This is a genomic window from Paucibacter sp. B2R-40, from assembly GCF_025717555.1.
In the GTDB taxonomy this organism is placed as follows: Bacteria; Pseudomonadota; Gammaproteobacteria; order Burkholderiales; family Burkholderiaceae_C; genus Paucibacter_A.
The window spans coordinates 184,166-201,268 of sequence record NZ_JAJIRP010000006.1 but is presented as its reverse complement, the minus strand read 5'-3'; the positions used below and the strand labels follow the sequence as shown (position 1 = coordinate 201,268).

Below are 17,103 nucleotides of genomic sequence, written 5' to 3'. Positions count from 1 at the left end.
GTTATCAAGCAAGCGATCGAGGCTCAGTTGCTCAAGCTCAGTCCACGTCGCTTCAGGTACGGTTCCAGCTTCGGCTTCGACCCGACCATCGTCTCGAACTCCGCCATGATGTCTTTGCTGCCGCCAATCGACAGCACATGGCGCTTGAGTTGCTCGCCCACCTGGCGGCTTAAGCCCCCGTTTTTCTCTATCCACTCGACCGTGGTCGCATCCAGCAGCTCGCTCCACAGATAGCTGTAGTAGCCGGCCGAATAGCCGCCGACCATATGGCTGAAATAAGGCGTGCGGTAGCGCGGTGCGACCAAGGTCTGGTCGGGGCCAAAGCCTTCTTGCTGCAGCACGCGAGCTTCAAACGCCATCACCATTTCGGGCTTGGGGACTTCGGCCAAGCTCAGTTGATGCCAGCGCTGGTCAAGCAGCGTCGCGCCCAGGTATTCGGTGGTCGCGAAGCCCTGGTTGAAAGTGCCGGCGCCCAGCACCTTGTTCAACAAGGCCTCGGGCATGGGCGCGCCAGTCTGATGGTGGCGGGCATAGTGCTTGAACACCGAGGGCCAGCTCAGCCACATTTCGTTGACCTGGGATGGGTACTCGACATAGTCACGCGGCGTGCCGGCCAAGCCGGGGTAGCGGATGTCGCTGAGCATGCTGTGCAGGTTGTGGCCGAACTCATGGAACAAGGTGTTGGCTTCGCTCCAGGTCAATAGTGTGGGCTGGCCTGGCGCCGGCTTGGGGATGTTCAGATGGTTGCCGACCACGGGCTTCTCGCCGAATAAGCGGCTCTGGCGCACATAGCCATTGGCCCAGGCGCCACCGCGTTTGCTGGGGCGGGCGTAGAGGTCCAGCAGCAACAGCGCCTGCGTCTTGCCATTCGGCGCGAAGACCTCCCAGACCTGCACATCGGGGTGGTAGACCGGCAGATCGTGGCGCCGCTTGAAGGTCAAACCGAACAGTTCGGTGGCGGCATGGAAAACACCGCGCTCCAGCACCGTCTGCAATTCAAGGTAGGGGCGCAGCTGCTCGCCGTCGTAGCCATGCTGGACGGCACGCAGACGCTCGCTGTAGAAATCCCAGTCCCAGGCCTGCAAGGCGAAGCGCGGCTGTCCGGCGGCGTCTTGTTCCTGGTCGGCCAGCTGTTGCAGCGCGACCTGTTCCTTGCGTGCCGAGGCCACTGCCGCAGGTGCCAATTGGCGCAGCAGCGCATTGACGGTCTTGACCTCTTTGGCGGTCTGCTCCTGCAATTCAAAGTCCGCGTAGGTGGCAAAACCCAGCAGCGCGGCGCGCTCGGCGCGCAGGGCGGCAAAGCGGCTGACCAGGGCTGTGGTGTCGTTGGCGTCGCCCTGGCTGCCGCGTGCAATCGAAGCCTTGTAGAGCTGCTCGCGCAGGGGGCGGTGCTGCAAGCGGTGCAACAAGGGCTGGCCGGTGGTGTTTTGCAGCGCTATTTGAAAGCGTCCGTCGGCTTGCTTGAGTGCGTCGATTTCGGCATCGCTCAGACCTGTCAGTGCAGCGCGGTCGGTGATGAACAAGGCCGCGTCGTTGACGCCGGCCAGCACCTTGCGGTTGAACTCTGCGCCCATCTGCGCGAGTTCACTGTTGATCTCGCGCAGGCGCTGCTGCTTGTCGAGGGGCAGCTCGGCGCCGGCGCGGCGCAGATTGCGGTGCATGCGCTCCAGCAGGCGTTGCTGCTCGGCGTCGAGTTTGGGTTTGGCCTTGAGTAGCGCGTCTATGCGGGCGAACAGGCGCGGGTCCAGCGCGATGCGGTCGCGGTGTGCGGCCATCTCGGGCGCCAAGCGTTGCTGCAAGGCTTGGCGGGCCGGGTTGTTGTCGGTGCCGCTGAGGCTGCCCAGCATGTTTTGCGTGCGGCCAAGCAGGCGGCCTGCGCGCTCCAACGCTTCCACCGTGTTCTCGAAGGTCGGCGCTGCCGGATTGCGCAGGATGTTGTCGACTTCACGCCAGTGCAGCGCCATGCCGGCCTGCAGCGCCGGCGCGAAATCGGCGTCTTGGATCTGGTCGAAATGCGGATAGCCGAGCGGCAGGCTTGAGGGCTGTAGCAGCGGGTTGTCACGTGCGCCGGCTGCGAAGCTGGTGGCGAGCAAGACGGGAAGCAAAAAGGGAAGCAGAAGTTTGCGCATGGAGCGTGTCGAGGGCGGATTGGGTCAGGTGGGCTGCAGTATCGCCGCGAGCTGCCCGCCGCGATCCGGGTGAAAACGCTGCGGCTTGGCAGAGTTAACTGAGATTTATCCGCGAGAATCGGGCCTGTCCGCCTCCTAGATGCACTTGTGAGGCGCCATTGAAATCAGTAGCAAAAGAAATCATGACCGAAGCCCAGCCAGAAATCACCGCCGCAGCCGCCGCTGAAAAGCCCGCCATCCCCGACCGCCTGTCGGTGGACGAGCGCAGCCCGCATTTCAACGCGGCCGTGTTCCAGCATGAAATCGGCATCCGTCTGAATGGCAAAGAGCGTTCCGACGTCGAGGAATATTCGATCAGCGAAGGCTGGGTGATGGTGCGCGCCGCCAAGACGCGCGACCGCAAGGGCAACCCGCTGATGATGAAGATCAAGGGCAAGGTCGAAGCGTTTTACAAGTAAGCAGCTGACCGGGGCATCGCCACGATCACCAGCGCGATTGGTGATCCTCGGTCACGCCGAGCAAGCCTTTGACGGCGAAGGGCAGGGCGTCTTTTGAGGCCTTGACCATGCCGCTGAAGGTGCCAACCGGCTGGATGTAATGGCTGGCCGCGATGAATAAATTGCGGTCTTCTTGGCGCGCGCCTTCGGGGCTGAAGCTCAGGTCCAGCAGGCCGTCATCAGTACTGACATGCCAGGGCTCCAGCGGGCACTTGGGGTCAAACTCAAAACGCGCCGCGCCCAGGGGAATCAATTCCCCCTGCAGCCAGAGCGCGTTCTCGTTGGCGCCGAAATAGCCGTTCTGCAGATTGAAGCCGACTTCCGTGCTGTGCGCGCAAGCCCAGCGCCAATCGGTGTTGCGAGCCAAGAGGCCGTTGGAGGCATCCACGCTGGCGATCGCATCGTCCAGTGAGAAAGAAGCGTGGCCGTCGACCTTCAACAGGCCTTTGACCGTCAGCGCCGGGCTCTTTTGCGTCGCATGGGCCACACCGCCGTTCTCTATCCGGCCTATGGCCAAGAGCAAGGGCGCGGCGTCAGTCAAGCTCAACTCGGCTTGCAAGTCGATGCCAGCGGTCTGCACCTTCAGATTCAGTGTGTCCTCAGGCTGATGGCGCAAGCTCAGGCGCGCACCAGGCCCTCGGAACCAACTGTCGCATCCGCTCAAGGGCTGATCCGACACGCGGCATTGCAGGCCCGGCAAACCGTCCTGGCGCCAATTGGCCAAGAGCGTTTTGCTGCCGCGCTCGAACACATAGGCGAATGCGGTGCAGGTCCAACCCAGGTCGACGATGGCCACGCCGATGAACAACTCACCATTGCCCAGCCCCACATAGTGCCAGCGCTTGTGATGCAGGCGCAGCCACAAGTCCGAGCGTTGATGCGGCCCGCTCAAGGCGCGCCAGTCAATCGTCGCGATGCGTCCGGCATAACGGCCGATTGCCGGTGCGCCGTCTATCACCACCTCGGGCGGTGGCGTCGGCAAGCGGCTGCGGGCTTCAGTCAAAGTGGGCCTCTCAAATGTTGTTTGCGCCAATTCGCCGGGGCCATGCCGGTCCATTGACCGAAGGCGCGCGTGAAGGCACTTTGCTCGGAAAAACCCAAGAGCAGAGCGATCTCGCTGAGCTCCAGATCGGAGCTGCGCAAATAGGCTTCGGCGAGTTGCCGGCGGGTGCCGTCCAGCAGCGCTTGGAAGCTCAGGCCTTGCTCGGCCAAGCGCCGCTGCAGGCTGCGTGGGCTGAGGTGGTGGGCCCGCGCCAGCGCGGCCAGCGAGGTGTGGCCTTCGCGTATCAAGGCCACCAAGCTGAGCCGGAAGGCCGCAACGGGTGCAGCCACCGTACTGACCGCTTGCAACAAGGCTTCAGCTTGCGCGTCAAGCAGCGCCAAGAGGGCAGGGTCAGACTTGCGCAGCGGCAGGGCGAGGTCTTGCGTCGCCAGCAGCAGCCTTGTCGAAGGCTGCTCAAAATAGACCGGGCAGCCGAAGAAGCTCAAGTAAGGCGAGGTATCGAGCGGCCTTGGGTTGACGAAGTCGACTTGCAGCGGCGCCAGCCGCCGCCCGGTGAAGTCGCGCGTCAACTGCACCAGCGAGGCCAGCGCGGTCTCGTCAACCAAGGCGCCCGGGCGCCCGCGTGCCGTGCCCCACTCAATGCAAAGGCCTTGTTCGCTAAGCTGGACCTGCGCCGGGTTGACGTCATAGACCGAGTTGTGAAAGCGCTCCAGGCGCTGCAGCGCCGCGAACAGGTTCGGGCAGGCCAGCGCCGCGAAGCCCACCACCCCGAAATGCCGCGCGCTGATGCCGGCGGCCAGGCGCAGGCTCAAAGCAGGGCGAGGGTCCAACGCTTGGGCCAGATCCAGTGCGGCGCGCCATGTGGCCAGCGCTACAAAATGGCCGCTGGGCAAGGGGCCGAGCAGCTTCAGGGGGTCAAGCCCCAGCCCGCGCAAATACTCGTAGAGCAGATGCACATAGGAGGCGGCAAGGCGGGCTTCGGTCATGGGGCATGATGATGCCGCAGCGCAGCGCCCATCACAGCCGTGGTTTACCCCGCGCCATGTTGGCGCGTATGGTCAAGGCAAAACGCACATAAGCTTGCAAGATCGGCAGCTCGATTTGAACCCATAGGCCTGTGAAGACATGGAACACTTGCTCGATTTTTTTCGCCAGCATCTCGACCCGCGCGACCTGACCCTGCTGCTCTTGTCGCCACTGTTCATGCTGAGCATCGCACTGGAGGCCTGGCGTTTTCGCAAGACGCCCGGCGTTTACACCTGGCGCGACACCTTCATGAGCATGAACAGCGGCGGCAGCTATTTGTTCGTCGACCTATTGCTGGTGATCGTCTTGGTGATCCCGGCGATGCAGTGGGCCTATCAATTTCGAATCTGGACGATAGAGATCACGCCCTGGACCTTTTTTGCGCTCTTTATGGGTGTTGAGCTGCTGTACTACGGCTTTCACCGCGCCAGCCACCGCATCCGCTGGTTCTGGTGCGCGCATGTCGTGCATCACGGCTCCGAGCATATGAACTTCACCACCGCGCTGCGCCAGAGCTGGTTCTATGCGATTGCCGGCAATTGGTTGTTCTACACGCCCATGGTCTGGCTGGGCTTCGAGCCGCATTGGGTCTTGTTTGCGCTGTCTCTGAACCTGGGCTATCAGTTCTTTGTGCACACGCAATGGGTGGGCAAGCTGCCGGCCTGGTTCGAGTGGCTGTTCAACACGCCTTCGCATCACCGCGCTCACCATGGCCGCAACCCCGTTTATATAGACCGTAACTTCGGCGGCACCTTGATCATTTTTGACCGTCTGTTCGGCAGCTTTGTGCCGGAACAGGAGGCGGTGGATTACGGCCTGGAGCACCCGGTGCCGACCAATAATCTGGTCTGGCTGAATGTGCATGAATGGGCGGCGATGTTGAAGGACATGCGGCGCGAGTTGCGCGAGAAGGGGTCTTGGTGGCTGGCGTTCAAGCATTTGTGGGCGCCGCCGGAGTGGGAACGGGGGGATGTGGGGTAGTGGTGAGGCTGCAGACCCTTAACGCCCCGTCTGCACTTCATCCTCTCCTCGGGTCGCAATTGCCACCAAGTCCTGCGTTTGCACTGTCGCATTCGCCGGGCTTGAGATCAATGCACTGAAGCTTACCTGGAAGCCGGCAGCCGTGATGCGGGCCAGGATGTCGTCGGCGCTGCGATAGGCTGTATAGAGGCTGTGCCCGTTGACCTCGATGGAGCCAGACTGCGCGGGGTCGCCGGTGAGGCTTGTGAGGTAGAGCGAGGCCGAGGGCCGCAGCTGGGCGTACAAGCCCTTGAGGCATTGGTCGGCGTCCCCATCGTTGAGATAGCTCAGGCCGAAGGAAAAAACCGCTGCGTCGTAGCGGAGACCCTGGCGGTTCAGTAGGGCCAGGTCGCGGCAGTCGCCCACTTCAGAGACCGCATCCTGAATTTTTCGGCGCGCGATCTCTATCATCTCGGGGGCTAGGTCCAGGCCATGGATGCGCAGGCTTGGACGGCGCGCTAGCAGATAAGCGCTGACGTTGCCCGGGCCGCAGGCGAGGTCCAGGAGGGCGGTCTGTTCGAGTTTCAGTCCGTTGAGGAAGCGGTCTAGATGAGCATGGTAGTCCGGAAGGCCAAAGTATTTTTCGGCGTAGCTCTGCGCGAAGCTGCCGAAGGCTTGGGCGGTGGATGAGGACTGGTCGCTGTGATCCATGTTGCTCAGGAGGCAAGAGATTGACTTGGAGTGTGGCTCAGCTCAGTCTTCGCAAACTACGCTGGACTGGGCTCCACTTTCTCACAGTCCCCTGCGTTGTCAGGCCAGCGAATGCAGCTGTGCTTTTCGCTTTGAAGCTGCGCCACCCTGGCCAGACGCTCTGGATCGGGGTCAGCAAGACCTGATCAGATGCATGTTTGCTCTTCCTGCACGATGCCGGGAGTTCGTCCCGGCAGCCGACCTACTTCTCTTGCTTCGCCAAGAGAAGTAGGCAAGAGAAGTCGACCCGGACGCCTGGCCCCTGCGGGGTTCGTTGCGGTGTTCGCAATTCAGGGCCCGCGCCCAACTCACTGCGCGCCCTGCGGCCGCTACGTTCAAACAGGGGGCGCGAAGTCAGTCATTGAGGGCGCTGCGCGCCTGCCCTGAATTGCTGCGCTCCTCACCCAGTCATACGGGACTAAGCGTTGTGGCTCGCTGCGCATCTCCTTGAGGGGTGCGCGCTGCGCGCAGCACCCAGTTCGAGGCGATGCGCAGCGAGCCGTGTTCTTTGGAGTTCCCCTTCTGCATGGGCGAGGAGCGGAGAATTTGCTGGGCGTCGCGCAGCGACTTCAAGAACTGACTTCGCGCCCCCTGTTTGAACGTAGCGGCCGTTAGGGCGCGAAGTGAGTTGGGCGCGGCCCGGCAAATTGGAGCATCCGAGCGAACCCGCAGGGCCATGCGGCAGGGTCGCCTTCTCTGGCCTACTTCTCTTGGCGAGACAAGAGAAGTAGGTCGCCCGCCGGGGCGAACTCCCGGCATCGTGCGGGGAGGGTGGATTAGCCGAAGTCCATCAGGCCTTACGCAATGATCCCGGCACCGTTTAGCCCAGCTAGATCATTGAAATTAAGACAGCTGAAACGTAGTTCGACTGCCCAATCCACTCCGAGTGGGCGCTCAGTTTGAAGTGGCATCCCAGCCCGTTCGGCTCTGCCTCCCAAGCCTGTCTTTAGAATCCATTCTCCTGCCCCTGCATGGCGCCCTCAACAAGGCGCCGGAAGCCCACGAATGAATGCTGCTGCTGCCAAGTCGAAGTCGCCCGCCCCGCCGGTGTCGCCCGTTGTGATCGTGGGAGCCGGCCTGGCCGGTTTGACAGTGGCGCTGCATCTGGCTGACACGGTGCCGGTGGTGGTGCTGGCCAAGCGTGAGTTGACCGAAGGGGCCACCGCCTGGGCGCAGGGCGGCATCGTCGGCGTGCTGGGCAATGACGACAGCATCGAGTCCCATGTGCGCGACACGCAAGACGCCGGGGCCGGCCTGGTCGATGCGGCTACAGCCCGCTTCATCGCCGAGCGCAGCGCCGCGGCGGTCGAATGGTTGGTCAACCAGGGCGTGCCCTTCACGCCCGATGACGACGGCCCGCTGGGCTTGCACCTGACGCGCGAAGGCGGCCATGCGGTGCGCCGTATTGCCCATGCGGCCGACGCCACCGGCAAGGCCATCCATGACCAGTTGCTGGCTGCCGCCAAGGCCCACCCGAACATCACGCTGCGCCAGCGCTGGATGGCATTGGATCTGATCACCTCGCGCCATGTGCAGCGCGAGGAAGAGCCGCGTTGCTACGGCATCTACGCGCTCGACATCGACACCCAGCGCGTTGAAGCGCTGCCGGCGCGTGCAGTGGTGCTGGCCACCGGCGGCGCCGGCAAGGTTTACCGTTACACCACCAACCCGGATACGTCCACCGGCGACGGCATCGCGATGGCGTGGCGGGCCGGCTGCCGGGTCGCGAATATGGAGTTCATCCAGTTCCACCCGACTTGCTTGTATCACCCCCAGGAGCGCAGCTTTTTGATCACCGAGGCGCTGCGCGGTGAGGGCGGCTATTTGAAGCTGCCCGAGCATGTGGGTGGTGGCCGTTTCATGGCCGCGCATGATGCACGGATGGAGCTGGCGCCGCGCGATATCGTTGCTCGCGCGATTGACTTCGAGATGAAGAAGCACGGCGTTGACCATGTGTGGCTGGACGCCACGCATCTGGGCGAGGCCTTTTTGAAAGAGCATTTCCCGACCGTCCATGCGCGCTGCCTGAGCTTGGGCATAGACATCGCCAAACAGCCGATTCCGGTCGTGCCGGCCGTGCATTTCACCTGTGGCGGCGTGGTCACCGATCTGGCCGGGCGCAGCGATATGCCGGGCGTCTATGCGGTGGGTGAGACGGCCTACACTGGCCTGCATGGCGCGAATCGCCTGGCCAGCAACTCGCTATTGGAATGCGTGGTTTTGGGCCAGACCTGTGCCGAGCACATCTTGGGCCTGCCCGAGACCGAGCCTGCACCCCTGCCGGGTTGGGATGAAAGCCAGGTCGAAGACGCCGATGAGCAGGTCGTCATCGCGCATAACTGGGACGAGCTACGTCTTTTGATGTGGAACTATGTCGGCATTGTGCGCACCACCAAACGGCTGGAGCGGGCGCTGCACCGCATCGCCTTGCTGCGCGGCGAGATCGATGATTACTACGCCAATTTCCGCGTCAGCCGCGACCTGCTGGAGCTGCGCAATCTGGTCGACTGCGCCGAGTTGATCGTGCGCTCTGCCTTGCTTCGCCACGAGAGCCGCGGCCTGCATTACAGCCGCGACTATCCGCTGACGCTGCCGGTCAGTTTCCCGACGGTCTTGATGGCTGAGCGAGGCTTGCGCAAGCTTTGACGCAGCCGGCCCTCAGGGCTTGGCGCGCAGCGCCAACCGCGCCTGCACGAAGTTGAAGGCGTAGCCGACCGACTCTTCGATGGCGGCGTCAATCTCGCGTCGCTCATGCTCGGTCAGGTAGAACAAGAAGTCGACCGCGTGGCGGATGTAGCGCGGCGGCAGGCGGTTCAGGGCCACGCAGGCGACGTCGCAGAGCAGGTCGCTGTCGGCGGCGATAGCCGGGAACTGCGGCGCCAAGGCCATCACGGCACCCAGCACCTCGCGTTCGTGGTGGTTATAGATCGAGCTGAAGTCTTGGGTCATGGGGCTAGTCCTGCGTCAGAGATTCCCACACGATAAACGCTTTTTGCCTTCAGCGGGCCGCTGAAAAGCCCTGATCTGGTCGCTTATTTGCCGGCCTGCCTGCTTGGCCTGTTTGGCCTGTTTGGCGTCTTCAGGCTGCGCCGATGCCCGGCACCAGGCGCGCTGCCGAAGCTTTTGACTTGGCCGTGAAGTCCAGCATGCGCTCAATGCAGCCCAGTGCCTTGACGCGGGTGGCCTCTTCGATCTCGTTCTCCGGCAGGCCGCGCTCCAGGCAATCCACCAGACCTTGCAGCCCGTTCATCGCCATCCAGGGGCAGTGCGCGCAGCTCTTGCAGGTGGCGCTGTTTCCCGCTGTGGGGGCTTCGATCAGCGTCTTGCTTGGAGCTAACTGGCGCATCCGGTGGAGGATGCCGTTGTCGGTGGCGACGATGTATTCCTGTGCCGTCCCTTCGACCACCGCCTTGATCAGCGCCGAGGTCGATCCGACCACATCGGCCAGCGCCACCACGCTTTGCGGTGACTCGGGGTGGACCAGAATCATGGCGTCCGGATGCTGCTCGCGCAGCAACTGGAGCTCCAGACCCTTGAATTCGTTGTGGACGATGCAGTCGCCTTGCCACATCAGCATGTCGGCGCCGGTCTGCTCCTCGATATAGCGGCCCAGATGGCGGTCGGGCGCCCAGAGGATTTTTTTGCCCTGGCTTTTAAGCGCCGAGACGATCTCCAACGCGCAGGAGCTGGTAACCATCCAGTCGGCGCGCGCCTTGACGGCAGCGCTGGTGTTGGCGTAGACGACCACGGTGCGGTCCGGATGCGCGTCGCAAAAAGCCGCGAACTGATCGGCCGGGCAGCCCAGATCGAGCGAGCAGGTGGCGTCCAGATCGGGCATCAGCACGCGCTTTTCAGGGCTCAAAATCTTGGCACTTTCTCCCATGAAGCGCACGCCGGCCACCACCAGCGTCGAGGCCGCATGGTCGCGGCCAAAGCGAGCCATCTCCAGGGAGTCGGACACGCAGCCACCGGTCTCCAGCGCCAAGTCTTGCAGGTCGCCGTCGACGTAGAAATGCGCCACCAGCACCGCGTTCTTGGCCTTCAGCAACTCGGCCGCGCGGGCCTTGAGCGCCTGCTTTTGGCTCTTGTTCAGCGGCGCAGGCGTTTTAGCCCAGGCTTGTGCGGTACAGCTGAGGCCATCGCCGTCTTGGCGGGTGTAGTCAAAGAGAACTTGTTGATTCATGGCGAGAATTTTAAGGGTGTGACAAAAACATCAAGCCTCAGCGAAGAACTTGCTGGGTGGCATGCCGACCGTGCGCGTCACCATCGCGGTGAAGGCGCTGGCGCTGGCGTAGCCCAGTTCATGCGCGATCAGGCTCATCGGCATCTTGCGGGCGGCCAGGGTGAGCGCGCGGGCCAGCAAGACCTGCGAGCGCCACTGCGCGTAGCTGCTGCCCAGCTCATCACGGAACAGTCTCGAAACCGTGCGCGCACTGGCCCCTACCTCGGCCGCCCAGCCGTCCAGATCGGCATGGCGCAGTGGCTCGACCAGCATTGCCTCACACAGGCGGCGCAGGCGCTTGTCTTGCGGCAGGTCAACGCCCAAGCGCAGACTGTTGGCGCGTCTCAATTCATCCAGCACCAGGCTGGCGATGCAAGCTTCGCGGCGCGGCTCCTGGGCTGCATCGGGCGAGATGGCCAACTGCATCACCAACTCGCGCAGCAGCGGTGTCACCTCCAGCACGCGGCAATCCAGCCATGCCGGTCCGTCGCTGGGCGCTTGATGCAGGTAGACGGTGCGCAGATCGGCGCGCTCGACGGCGGTCACCGCGTGGACGATGCCCGGCGCGATCCAGACGGCGCGCGCCGGCGGCACCAGGTAAGTGGCATGCGCGGTGTTGACTCGCACCGCGCCGCTGATCGAAAACACCAGCTGGCCCCAAGCATGGTGGTGGGCCTGAATGTCCACATCATGGTCCAAGACCCGGGCCTTGGCGCGCACCGGCCGCTCGGCAAATGGCGCGTAGCGCTGCGGGTCCAGCGGCGGCAGGCTGATGCGCTTGGCAATGCCTTGGGAGGATGGTTTGCGGGTCACGGAGCAGCGATGGCTTGAATTCGATAGAACTTGTCGGCCTATCGTAACCCGGCCGGCAGCGCCGCGCCTAAAGTCTAGCCATGAACACAGCAACCCTTCCTCTCCAGGCCAGCGAGCAAGCGCGCCGCGACTTCTCCACCATAGGCTTGATCGGCCTGGCTCACGGTACCTCGCACTTTTTCCATATGCTCTTGCCGCCGCTGTTCCCGGCCTTTATGCATGACTTTGGCCTCAGCTACTCGCAGCTCGGCTTGTTGGTGACGACGTTTTTCATCATCTCGGGCCTGGGTCAAGCCATGGCCGGCTTTTTGGTCGACCGCACCGGCGCGCGGCCGGTCTTGTTCGCGGCGCTGAGCTGTTTCGTGCTGGCCTCGGTTGCGGCAGCCTTGGCGGGCGGCTTTGGCGGATTGCTGCTGGCGGCCGCACTGGCGGGTTTGGGCAATGCGCCGTTCCACCCGGCCGACTTCACGATCCTGAACAAGCGGGTTTCGCAAGCCAGGCTGGGCCACGCCTTCTCGGTGCATGGCATCACCGGCAATCTGGGCTGGGCGCTGGCGCCGGTGTTTTCCATTGGCATCGCCGAAACCAGTGGAAATTGGCGTTATGCCTATCTGGGTACCGGCATGTTGGCGCTGGCGGTGTTGGCGCTGTTATGGCTCAAGCGGGATGCCATCGACGACAGCCAGGGCGCTTGGTCGCATGACAAACCCGGCGCCGCCGCAGTCAAAGATGAGCATCCGATGGCCTTTTTGCGCCTGCCCTCGGTCTGGCTGTGTTTCTCGTTTTTCTTTTTCGGCACCGCCGCCTTGACGGCAATTCAGAGCTTTGCCAGCCCGGCCTTGGCCAGCCTCTACGGCCTGCCTTTGAAGGCCACCGCCTTTGTCGTCACCGGCTATATGCTCAGTGGCGCCCTCGGCATGGTGATTGGGGGCTTTTGGGTCGCCAAGTCCGCATCGCTGGAGCGCAATATCACCGTCGGCTTGGCCGGCGCCAGCGCGCTCTTGGCCTTGGCCGCGACGGGTTGGATCGCACCGCTGCTGGCTGCCACGGTGGTGGCGGTGGCGGGCTTTGGCACCGGCCTGGCCGGGCCCTCGCGCGATATGTTGATCAAGCGCGCCGCGCCACCGGGCGCCACTGGGCGGGTCTACGGTACCGTCTACTCGGGGCTGGATCTGGGCTTCGCCGTGGCCGCGCCAATTTTCGGTGCTTTGATGGACCGAGGGCAGCCCAGAGGCGTGTTCTATGGCGCGGCGCTGGCCTTGTTGCTGGCCATTGGTGCGGCGAGTTTGGTGGGTTGGGTGCGGCGGCGCTAAGCCAAGTTCAATTCCTCATCGCCGCTCTCATCGCGCCGCCCGCTGGGCCGCCAGCCCTGGGCGCGATAAAACCCGTGCGATCTGAGCGTTGGGTCTACGCCGGCCATCAGCCAGATGCGCTCGCAGCCGGCCACTTCGCGCAGATGCTTTACGGCGGTCTGCAGCAAGGCCCGGCCCAAACCTCGGCCTTCAAAGCCGGCTTGCACCGCCAGCACCAAGACCTCGCCGCTGCGGTCTGCGACGCTGCAAAACGCGACGGCGTGTTCACCCGGCAGGGCGACCCAGCTGTGCATTTCGCCCGCCTGCAGGGCCGATCGAATGCTGTCGGGCGTGATACCCAGCTCGGCCAAACGCGCCCTGCCGATGGCGTTTTCGCGGGTGGTCGCGCGAATCTCGAACAGGCGGGAGATTTCATCAATCCGCGTGGGGCGAATGGAGTCCTTCATTTGCCAGCCAAGGCGGCCAGCAACTTCTCATGAATGCCGCCGAAGCTGCCATTGCTCATGCATAAAAGGTGGTCGCCGGGTTTGGCGGCCTTGACTACGGCTGCGACCAGCGCGTCGACATCAGCACCGACGATGGCCTGCGCGCCCAGTGGCGCCAAGGTGTCCTTGGCATCCCAGTCCAGGCCTAGCTGATTGCAAAAACTCAGGTCGGCTTCTTCCAACGCCCAGGGCAGCTGCGCCTTCATGGCGCCCAGCTTCATCGTATTGGAGCGCGGCTCGAAGATGGCCAGGATGCGCTCAATTGGCGCAATGCGTCGGCGCAGGCCGCCCACCGTGGTGCGGATGGCGGTCGGGTGGTGGGCAAAGTCGTCGTAGACCTTGATCTGGTTCACCTCACCGCGCAGCTCCATGCGGCGACGCACATTCTTGAAAGCGGCCAGCGCTGCGGCACTTTGCTCGGGCGTCACGCCGACATGCTCGGCTGCAGCGATCGCAGCCAGTGCATTCAATTGGTTATGTTCGCCGTACAAAGCCCACTCGACGCGCGCAACCTTCAGGCTGCCGCGCAGCACATCAAAGGCCTGCGGCTCGCCGCGCGCGCGCAGCGCGCCTGGCTCTTCCTTGCGCGCGCCAAAGCGCTGCAATTCGCTCCAGCAGCCGCGGCTCAAGACCCGCTGCAGCGCCTCTTCGCGTGCGTTGACGACCAAGCGGCCCTTGGCCGGCACGGTGCGCACCAAGTGATGGAATTGCGTCTCGATGGCGGCCAGGTCGGCAAAGATGTCGGCATGGTCGAATTCGAGGTTATTCAGCACGGCCGTGCGCGGGCGGTAGTGAACGAACTTGCTGCGCTTGTCAAAAAAGGCGGTGTCGTACTCATCCGCTTCAATAACAAAGGTGTTCCCGAGACCTAGCCTGGCTGAAACACCGAAATTCTGCGGCACGCCGCCGACCAAGAAGCCCGGCTGCAGACCCGCGTGCTCAAGAATCCAAGCCAGCATCGAGGTGGTCGAGGTCTTGCCATGGGTGCCGGCCACGGCCAGCACATGGCGGCCCTGCAGCACATGGTCCGATAACCACTGCGGGCCGCTGGTGTAGGGCAGGCCGGCGTCCAAAATGGCTTCCATCAGCGGGAACTTCTCGCCTCGCGTGACCACATTGCCGATCACGAACAGATCCGGCTTGAGCGCGAGTTGATCGGCACCGAAGCCTTCTGTCAATTCGATGCCCAGGGCTTGGAGCTGATCGCTCATGGGCGGGTAGACATTGGCGTCGCAGCCGGTGACCTTGTGGCCCGCCTCGCGGGCCAAGGCGGCCAGGCCGCCCATAAAGGTGCCGCAGATACCGAGGATGTGGATATGCATCTTGAACCGAGGTTGGCTAATGTCGAATCAGCGCGGATCAGCGCAAGGCTTGCGCGGCCGCTGCCAGCGTGGCCTCGATATCGGCCTCGCTGTGGGCGGCCGACACAAAGCCGGCTTCATACAGCGCGGGTGCCAGGTAGACACCGGCGTCGAGCATCGCGTGGAAGAATTGGTTGAATCTAGCCTTGTCGGTCGTCATCACCGTCTGGTATTCCTGCGGCAACTTGTCCATCAGGAAGAAGCCGAACATGCCGCCTTCGCAGTCAACGCTGAAGGGCACGCCATTGGCTTTGGCGACCGTCGCCAAGCCGTCGACCAGACTGCGGGTTTTGGCCGACAGCGCCTCGAAGAAGCCGGGCTTTTGAATCTCGCGCAGCGTTGCCAGGCCGCAGGCGGTGGCGACCGGGTTGCCACTCAAGGTGCCGGCTTGGTAGACGCCGCCCAAGGGAGCCAAGTGCTTCATGATCTCGCGGCTGGCGCCGAAAGCCGCCAGCGGCATGCCGCCGCCGATGACCTTGCCGAACACGCTGATGTCGGGCTTGAAGCCGGGGATCAGCTGGGCGTAAAGGCCCTGCGCGGAAGCTAAGCCAACGCGAAAACCGGTCATCACCTCGTCCAGCACCAAGAGCGCGCCGGACTCGGTGCAGAGCTCGCGCAGCCGCTTCATATAGGCGACTTGCGTGCGCACGAAGTTCATATTGCCGGCAATCGGCTCGATGATCACGCAGGCCAGCGACTTGCCGTGCAGCAGGAAGGCTTCTTCCAGCTGCGCCAAGTGGTTGAACTCCAGCACCAAGGTGTGCTGCGCCACTTCTTCGGGCACGCCGGCACTGGTCGGGTGGCCAAAGGTGGCAAGGCCCGAGCCCGCCTTGACCAGCAAGGCATCGGTGTGGCCGTGATAGCAGCCCTCGAACTTGATGAACTTGCTCCGCCCGGTGGCGCCGCGCGCCAGGCGGATGGCGCTCATCGTCGCCTCGGTGCCGGAAGAGACCAGGCGCACCTGTTCCATGCTGGGCACCAACTTGAGAATCTCTTCGGCCAGCTCGATTTCGCGTTCGGTCGGGGCGCCATAGGAGAAGCCTTCGCGCGCGGCGCTGATCACCGCCTCCAGCACCGCCGGGTGACCGTGACCCAGAATCATCGGGCCCCAGGAGCCGATGTAGTCGATATAGCGCTGACCGTCGGCGTCATAGATATAGGCACCGTCGCCGCGGGTGATGAAGCGCGGGGTGCCGCCGACGGCGCGAAACGCGCGCACCGGAGAATTGACGCCGCCGGGGATCACGCGCTGGGCGCGTTCGAACAGAGTTTGATTTTTGGACATGAGCGGGCGAGAGAAAACGGTTGATCTATCCAACTAACTAATTAATGCATGCGGCGCGACGGGCGGGTCGGCGGGCTGTCTTCCGGCTCGGGTACGGCCGACTCGGCCAGCAGGGTACCCGCAGCCGCAGCTTCGGCGGCCGCAGCGGCTTCCTCTTCCTCGCTGGGCGGCAGCGCCCAGAAGAAGCGGTCGGGGATGGCGTTGCCCATGCCGGGCCTGAAGCCGGCGTCCAGCGCCTGATCCAAAAAGGACAGCGCTTCGCCGACGGCCGAGTGAATCTCGGCCCCGACCGAGAGCAAGGCGGCCAGCGAGGCCGACAGCGTGTCGCCGGCGCCGATGAAGCTGGCGTCCAGACGCTCGAACTTCTCACCGGTGATGGGGCCGAGCGAGTTGGCCAGCACGTTGTCGACGAATTGGTTGGCCATGCTGATGCCGGTCACCAAGACATGCGCCGTGCCATGTTGGCCGGCGGCCACCGCCAATTCGCGCGGCGAGGCCGGGCGGTCGGCGTCCCAGTCGGGCAGCAAAAAGTCGGTCAAGGTCTTGTGGTTGCCGACCAGGACGTGGGTTTGCGGCAACACCAACTCGCGAAAGGCGTCCAGATAACTCTGCTGCTGCTCCTCGTCCAGCCAGGAGACGTTGGGCAGATAGGCGACCAAGGGCACATCGGGGTAGTCACTCAGGACCTCGGCCACCGCGCTGATGCCCTCGGGGCTGCCGAGGAAGCCGACCTTCCAGGCCGAGATCGGCACATCTTCCAAGATCATGCGGGCCTGTTCGGCGATGGTCTCGGAGTCCAGCGTGTGGTGCTCGAAGGTCTCGGCGGTGTCGCGCAAGATGATGGACGTCACCACCGGCAGGCAATGCGCGCCCATCGCGGCGATGGTGGCGATGTCGCAAGCCAGGCCGCCGGCACCGCTCGCTTCGCTGGCATTGAAGCTCATCACGCAGGCCGGGGCTTGCGCTTCTTCTTGATCTTCGAGGCTCATCGCAGGGTCGACAAGGACGGCCGCTGAGGTGGCTGGAATGGCGGGTTTTGTCATGGCTGTGCGGCGCGATCGAACGGGTTCTGCAAGCTTTATCAATGCTGCAATAGGCTGGCCGCAGGCGGCAAGAGGCTTGGCCGGATTCTGGTCGCGGTGAAGCGTGCAATAACTGTGCAATACGACCACAGTCTGTGGCATTCTTGCCGATTCACCAGCGACGGCGGACTCGTCCGGCGTGGCTACAATCTTCTCATTGTAGTGAGCAAAAAAGAT

General features: G+C 63.6%; 15 protein-coding genes. 4 read left to right on the top strand and 11 right to left on the bottom strand.

Translation table 11 applies throughout. The annotated features are described in order from the left end of the window. Positions 1 to 23 precede the first annotated feature (23 nt). Positions 24 to 2,129 (bottom strand): M3 family metallopeptidase, encoded by a 2,106-nt coding sequence (locus LNV09_RS14020; RefSeq protein ID WP_263557688.1) that lies wholly within the window; start codon positions 2,127 to 2,129, stop codon positions 24 to 26. A gap of 182 nt (positions 2,130 to 2,311) precedes the next feature. On the opposite strand from LNV09_RS14020, the gene LNV09_RS14015 reads away from it, so the two are divergent. Further along, on the top strand, positions 2,312 to 2,587 hold the full coding sequence (locus LNV09_RS14015) for a DUF3297 family protein (protein ID WP_263557687.1): 276 nt from the start codon (positions 2,312 to 2,314) through the stop codon (positions 2,585 to 2,587). 25 nt (positions 2,588 to 2,612) lie between these two features. Here the strand turns inward: LNV09_RS14015 and LNV09_RS14010 are convergent, their stop codons facing one another. Next, complete coding sequence (locus LNV09_RS14010) at positions 2,613 to 3,629, bottom strand: DUF2804 domain-containing protein (protein WP_263557686.1); 1,017 nt, start codon at positions 3,627 to 3,629, stop codon at positions 2,613 to 2,615. After that, positions 3,626 to 4,615 (bottom strand): AraC family transcriptional regulator, encoded by a 990-nt coding sequence (locus LNV09_RS14005; RefSeq protein WP_263557685.1) that lies wholly within the window; start codon positions 4,613 to 4,615, stop codon positions 3,626 to 3,628. Before LNV09_RS14005 ends, LNV09_RS14010 begins: the two co-directional genes overlap by 4 nt. Before the next feature lie 139 nt (positions 4,616 to 4,754). Here LNV09_RS14005 and LNV09_RS14000 point away from each other — a divergent pair, with 139 nt between their 5' ends. Further along, positions 4,755 to 5,636 (top strand): sterol desaturase family protein, encoded by an 882-nt coding sequence (locus LNV09_RS14000; protein WP_263557684.1) that lies wholly within the window; start codon positions 4,755 to 4,757, stop codon positions 5,634 to 5,636. Between the two features lie 18 nt (positions 5,637 to 5,654). Here the strand turns inward: LNV09_RS14000 and LNV09_RS13995 are convergent, their stop codons facing one another. Next, positions 5,655 to 6,326, bottom strand: coding sequence for a class I SAM-dependent methyltransferase (locus tag LNV09_RS13995; RefSeq protein WP_263557683.1), 672 nt, complete (start codon positions 6,324 to 6,326; stop codon positions 5,655 to 5,657). Positions 6,327 to 7,370: 1,044 nt separating this feature from the next. On the opposite strand from LNV09_RS13995, the gene nadB reads away from it, so the two are divergent. Next, positions 7,371 to 9,011 carry an L-aspartate oxidase gene (gene nadB, locus LNV09_RS13990; protein WP_263557682.1) on the top strand — a complete coding sequence of 547 codons (1,641 nt, stop codon included), beginning with the start codon at positions 7,371 to 7,373 and terminating at the stop codon, positions 9,009 to 9,011. 12 nt (positions 9,012 to 9,023) lie between these two features. On the opposite strand, the gene LNV09_RS13985 is transcribed toward nadB, so the two are convergent. The 3 genes from LNV09_RS13985 to LNV09_RS13975 form a co-directional block, all read right to left on the bottom strand. Beyond that, the gene (locus tag LNV09_RS13985) at positions 9,024 to 9,314 is read right to left on the bottom strand and encodes a late competence development ComFB family protein (RefSeq protein ID WP_263557681.1); all 291 of its coding nucleotides are present in this window, start codon (positions 9,312 to 9,314) and stop codon (positions 9,024 to 9,026) included. A 130-nt stretch (positions 9,315 to 9,444) separates the two neighbouring features. Next, positions 9,445 to 10,548 carry a quinolinate synthase NadA gene (gene nadA, locus LNV09_RS13980; RefSeq protein ID WP_263557680.1) on the bottom strand — a complete coding sequence of 368 codons (1,104 nt, stop codon included), beginning with the start codon at positions 10,546 to 10,548 and terminating at the stop codon, positions 9,445 to 9,447. 30 nt (positions 10,549 to 10,578) lie between these two features. Continuing rightward, entirely contained in the window at positions 10,579 to 11,400 is an 822-nt protein-coding gene (locus tag LNV09_RS13975; protein WP_263557679.1) for an AraC family transcriptional regulator, read from the bottom strand. A gap of 80 nt (positions 11,401 to 11,480) precedes the next feature. Here LNV09_RS13975 and LNV09_RS13970 point away from each other — a divergent pair, with 80 nt between their 5' ends. After that, entirely contained in the window at positions 11,481 to 12,713 is a 1,233-nt protein-coding gene (locus tag LNV09_RS13970; RefSeq protein WP_263557678.1) for an MFS transporter, read from the top strand. Here the strand turns inward: LNV09_RS13970 and LNV09_RS13965 are convergent. The 4 genes from LNV09_RS13965 to thiD are packed head-to-tail and all read right to left on the bottom strand — an operon-like array spanning position 12,710 to position 16,887. Then, a complete protein-coding gene (locus LNV09_RS13965; RefSeq protein WP_263557677.1) occupies positions 12,710 to 13,159 on the bottom strand; it encodes a GNAT family N-acetyltransferase in 450 nt (149 codons plus the stop codon). The two genes, LNV09_RS13970 and LNV09_RS13965, sit on opposite strands and share 4 nt — an antisense overlap. Next, positions 13,156 to 14,520 (bottom strand): UDP-N-acetylmuramate:L-alanyl-gamma-D-glutamyl-meso-diaminopimelate ligase, encoded by a 1,365-nt coding sequence (gene mpl, locus LNV09_RS13960; RefSeq protein ID WP_263557676.1) that lies wholly within the window; start codon positions 14,518 to 14,520, stop codon positions 13,156 to 13,158. Before mpl ends, LNV09_RS13965 begins: the two co-directional genes overlap by 4 nt. A 37-nt stretch (positions 14,521 to 14,557) precedes the next feature. After that, positions 14,558 to 15,844 (bottom strand): glutamate-1-semialdehyde 2,1-aminomutase, encoded by a 1,287-nt coding sequence (gene hemL / locus LNV09_RS13955; protein WP_263557675.1) that lies wholly within the window; start codon positions 15,842 to 15,844, stop codon positions 14,558 to 14,560. Positions 15,845 to 15,885: 41 nt separating this feature from the next. Beyond that, complete coding sequence (gene thiD, locus LNV09_RS13950) at positions 15,886 to 16,887, bottom strand: bifunctional hydroxymethylpyrimidine kinase/phosphomethylpyrimidine kinase (protein WP_318023295.1); 1,002 nt, start codon at positions 16,885 to 16,887, stop codon at positions 15,886 to 15,888. Positions 16,888 to 17,103 lie beyond the last annotated feature (216 nt).

Excerpts from the sequence above, each read along its gene's own strand:
- LNV09_RS14000 (WP_263557684.1), top strand. The coding sequence starts at position 4,755 with ATGGAACACTTGCTCGATTTTTTTCGCCAGCATCTCGACCCGCGCGAC.
- thiD (WP_318023295.1), bottom strand. The coding sequence starts at position 16,887 with ATGACAAAACCCGCCATTCCAGCCACCTCAGCGGCCGTCCTTGTCGAC.
- LNV09_RS13965 (WP_263557677.1), bottom strand. The coding sequence starts at position 13,159 with ATGAAGGACTCCATTCGCCCCACGCGGATTGATGAAATCTCCCGCCTG.
- mpl (WP_263557676.1), bottom strand. The coding sequence starts at position 14,520 with ATGCATATCCACATCCTCGGTATCTGCGGCACCTTTATGGGCGGCCTG.
- LNV09_RS13985 (WP_263557681.1), bottom strand. The coding sequence starts at position 9,314 with ATGACCCAAGACTTCAGCTCGATCTATAACCACCACGAACGCGAGGTG.
- LNV09_RS14005 (WP_263557685.1), bottom strand. The coding sequence starts at position 4,615 with ATGACCGAAGCCCGCCTTGCCGCCTCCTATGTGCATCTGCTCTACGAG.
- nadA (WP_263557680.1), bottom strand. The coding sequence starts at position 10,548 with ATGAATCAACAAGTTCTCTTTGACTACACCCGCCAAGACGGCGATGGC.
- hemL (WP_263557675.1), bottom strand. The coding sequence starts at position 15,844 with ATGTCCAAAAATCAAACTCTGTTCGAACGCGCCCAGCGCGTGATCCCC.
- LNV09_RS14020 (WP_263557688.1), bottom strand. The coding sequence starts at position 2,129 with ATGCGCAAACTTCTGCTTCCCTTTTTGCTTCCCGTCTTGCTCGCCACC.
- nadB (WP_263557682.1), top strand. The coding sequence starts at position 7,371 with ATGAATGCTGCTGCTGCCAAGTCGAAGTCGCCCGCCCCGCCGGTGTCG.
- LNV09_RS13970 (WP_263557678.1), top strand. The coding sequence starts at position 11,481 with ATGAACACAGCAACCCTTCCTCTCCAGGCCAGCGAGCAAGCGCGCCGC.
- LNV09_RS14015 (WP_263557687.1), top strand. The coding sequence starts at position 2,312 with ATGACCGAAGCCCAGCCAGAAATCACCGCCGCAGCCGCCGCTGAAAAG.
- LNV09_RS13995 (WP_263557683.1), bottom strand. The coding sequence starts at position 6,326 with ATGGATCACAGCGACCAGTCCTCATCCACCGCCCAAGCCTTCGGCAGC.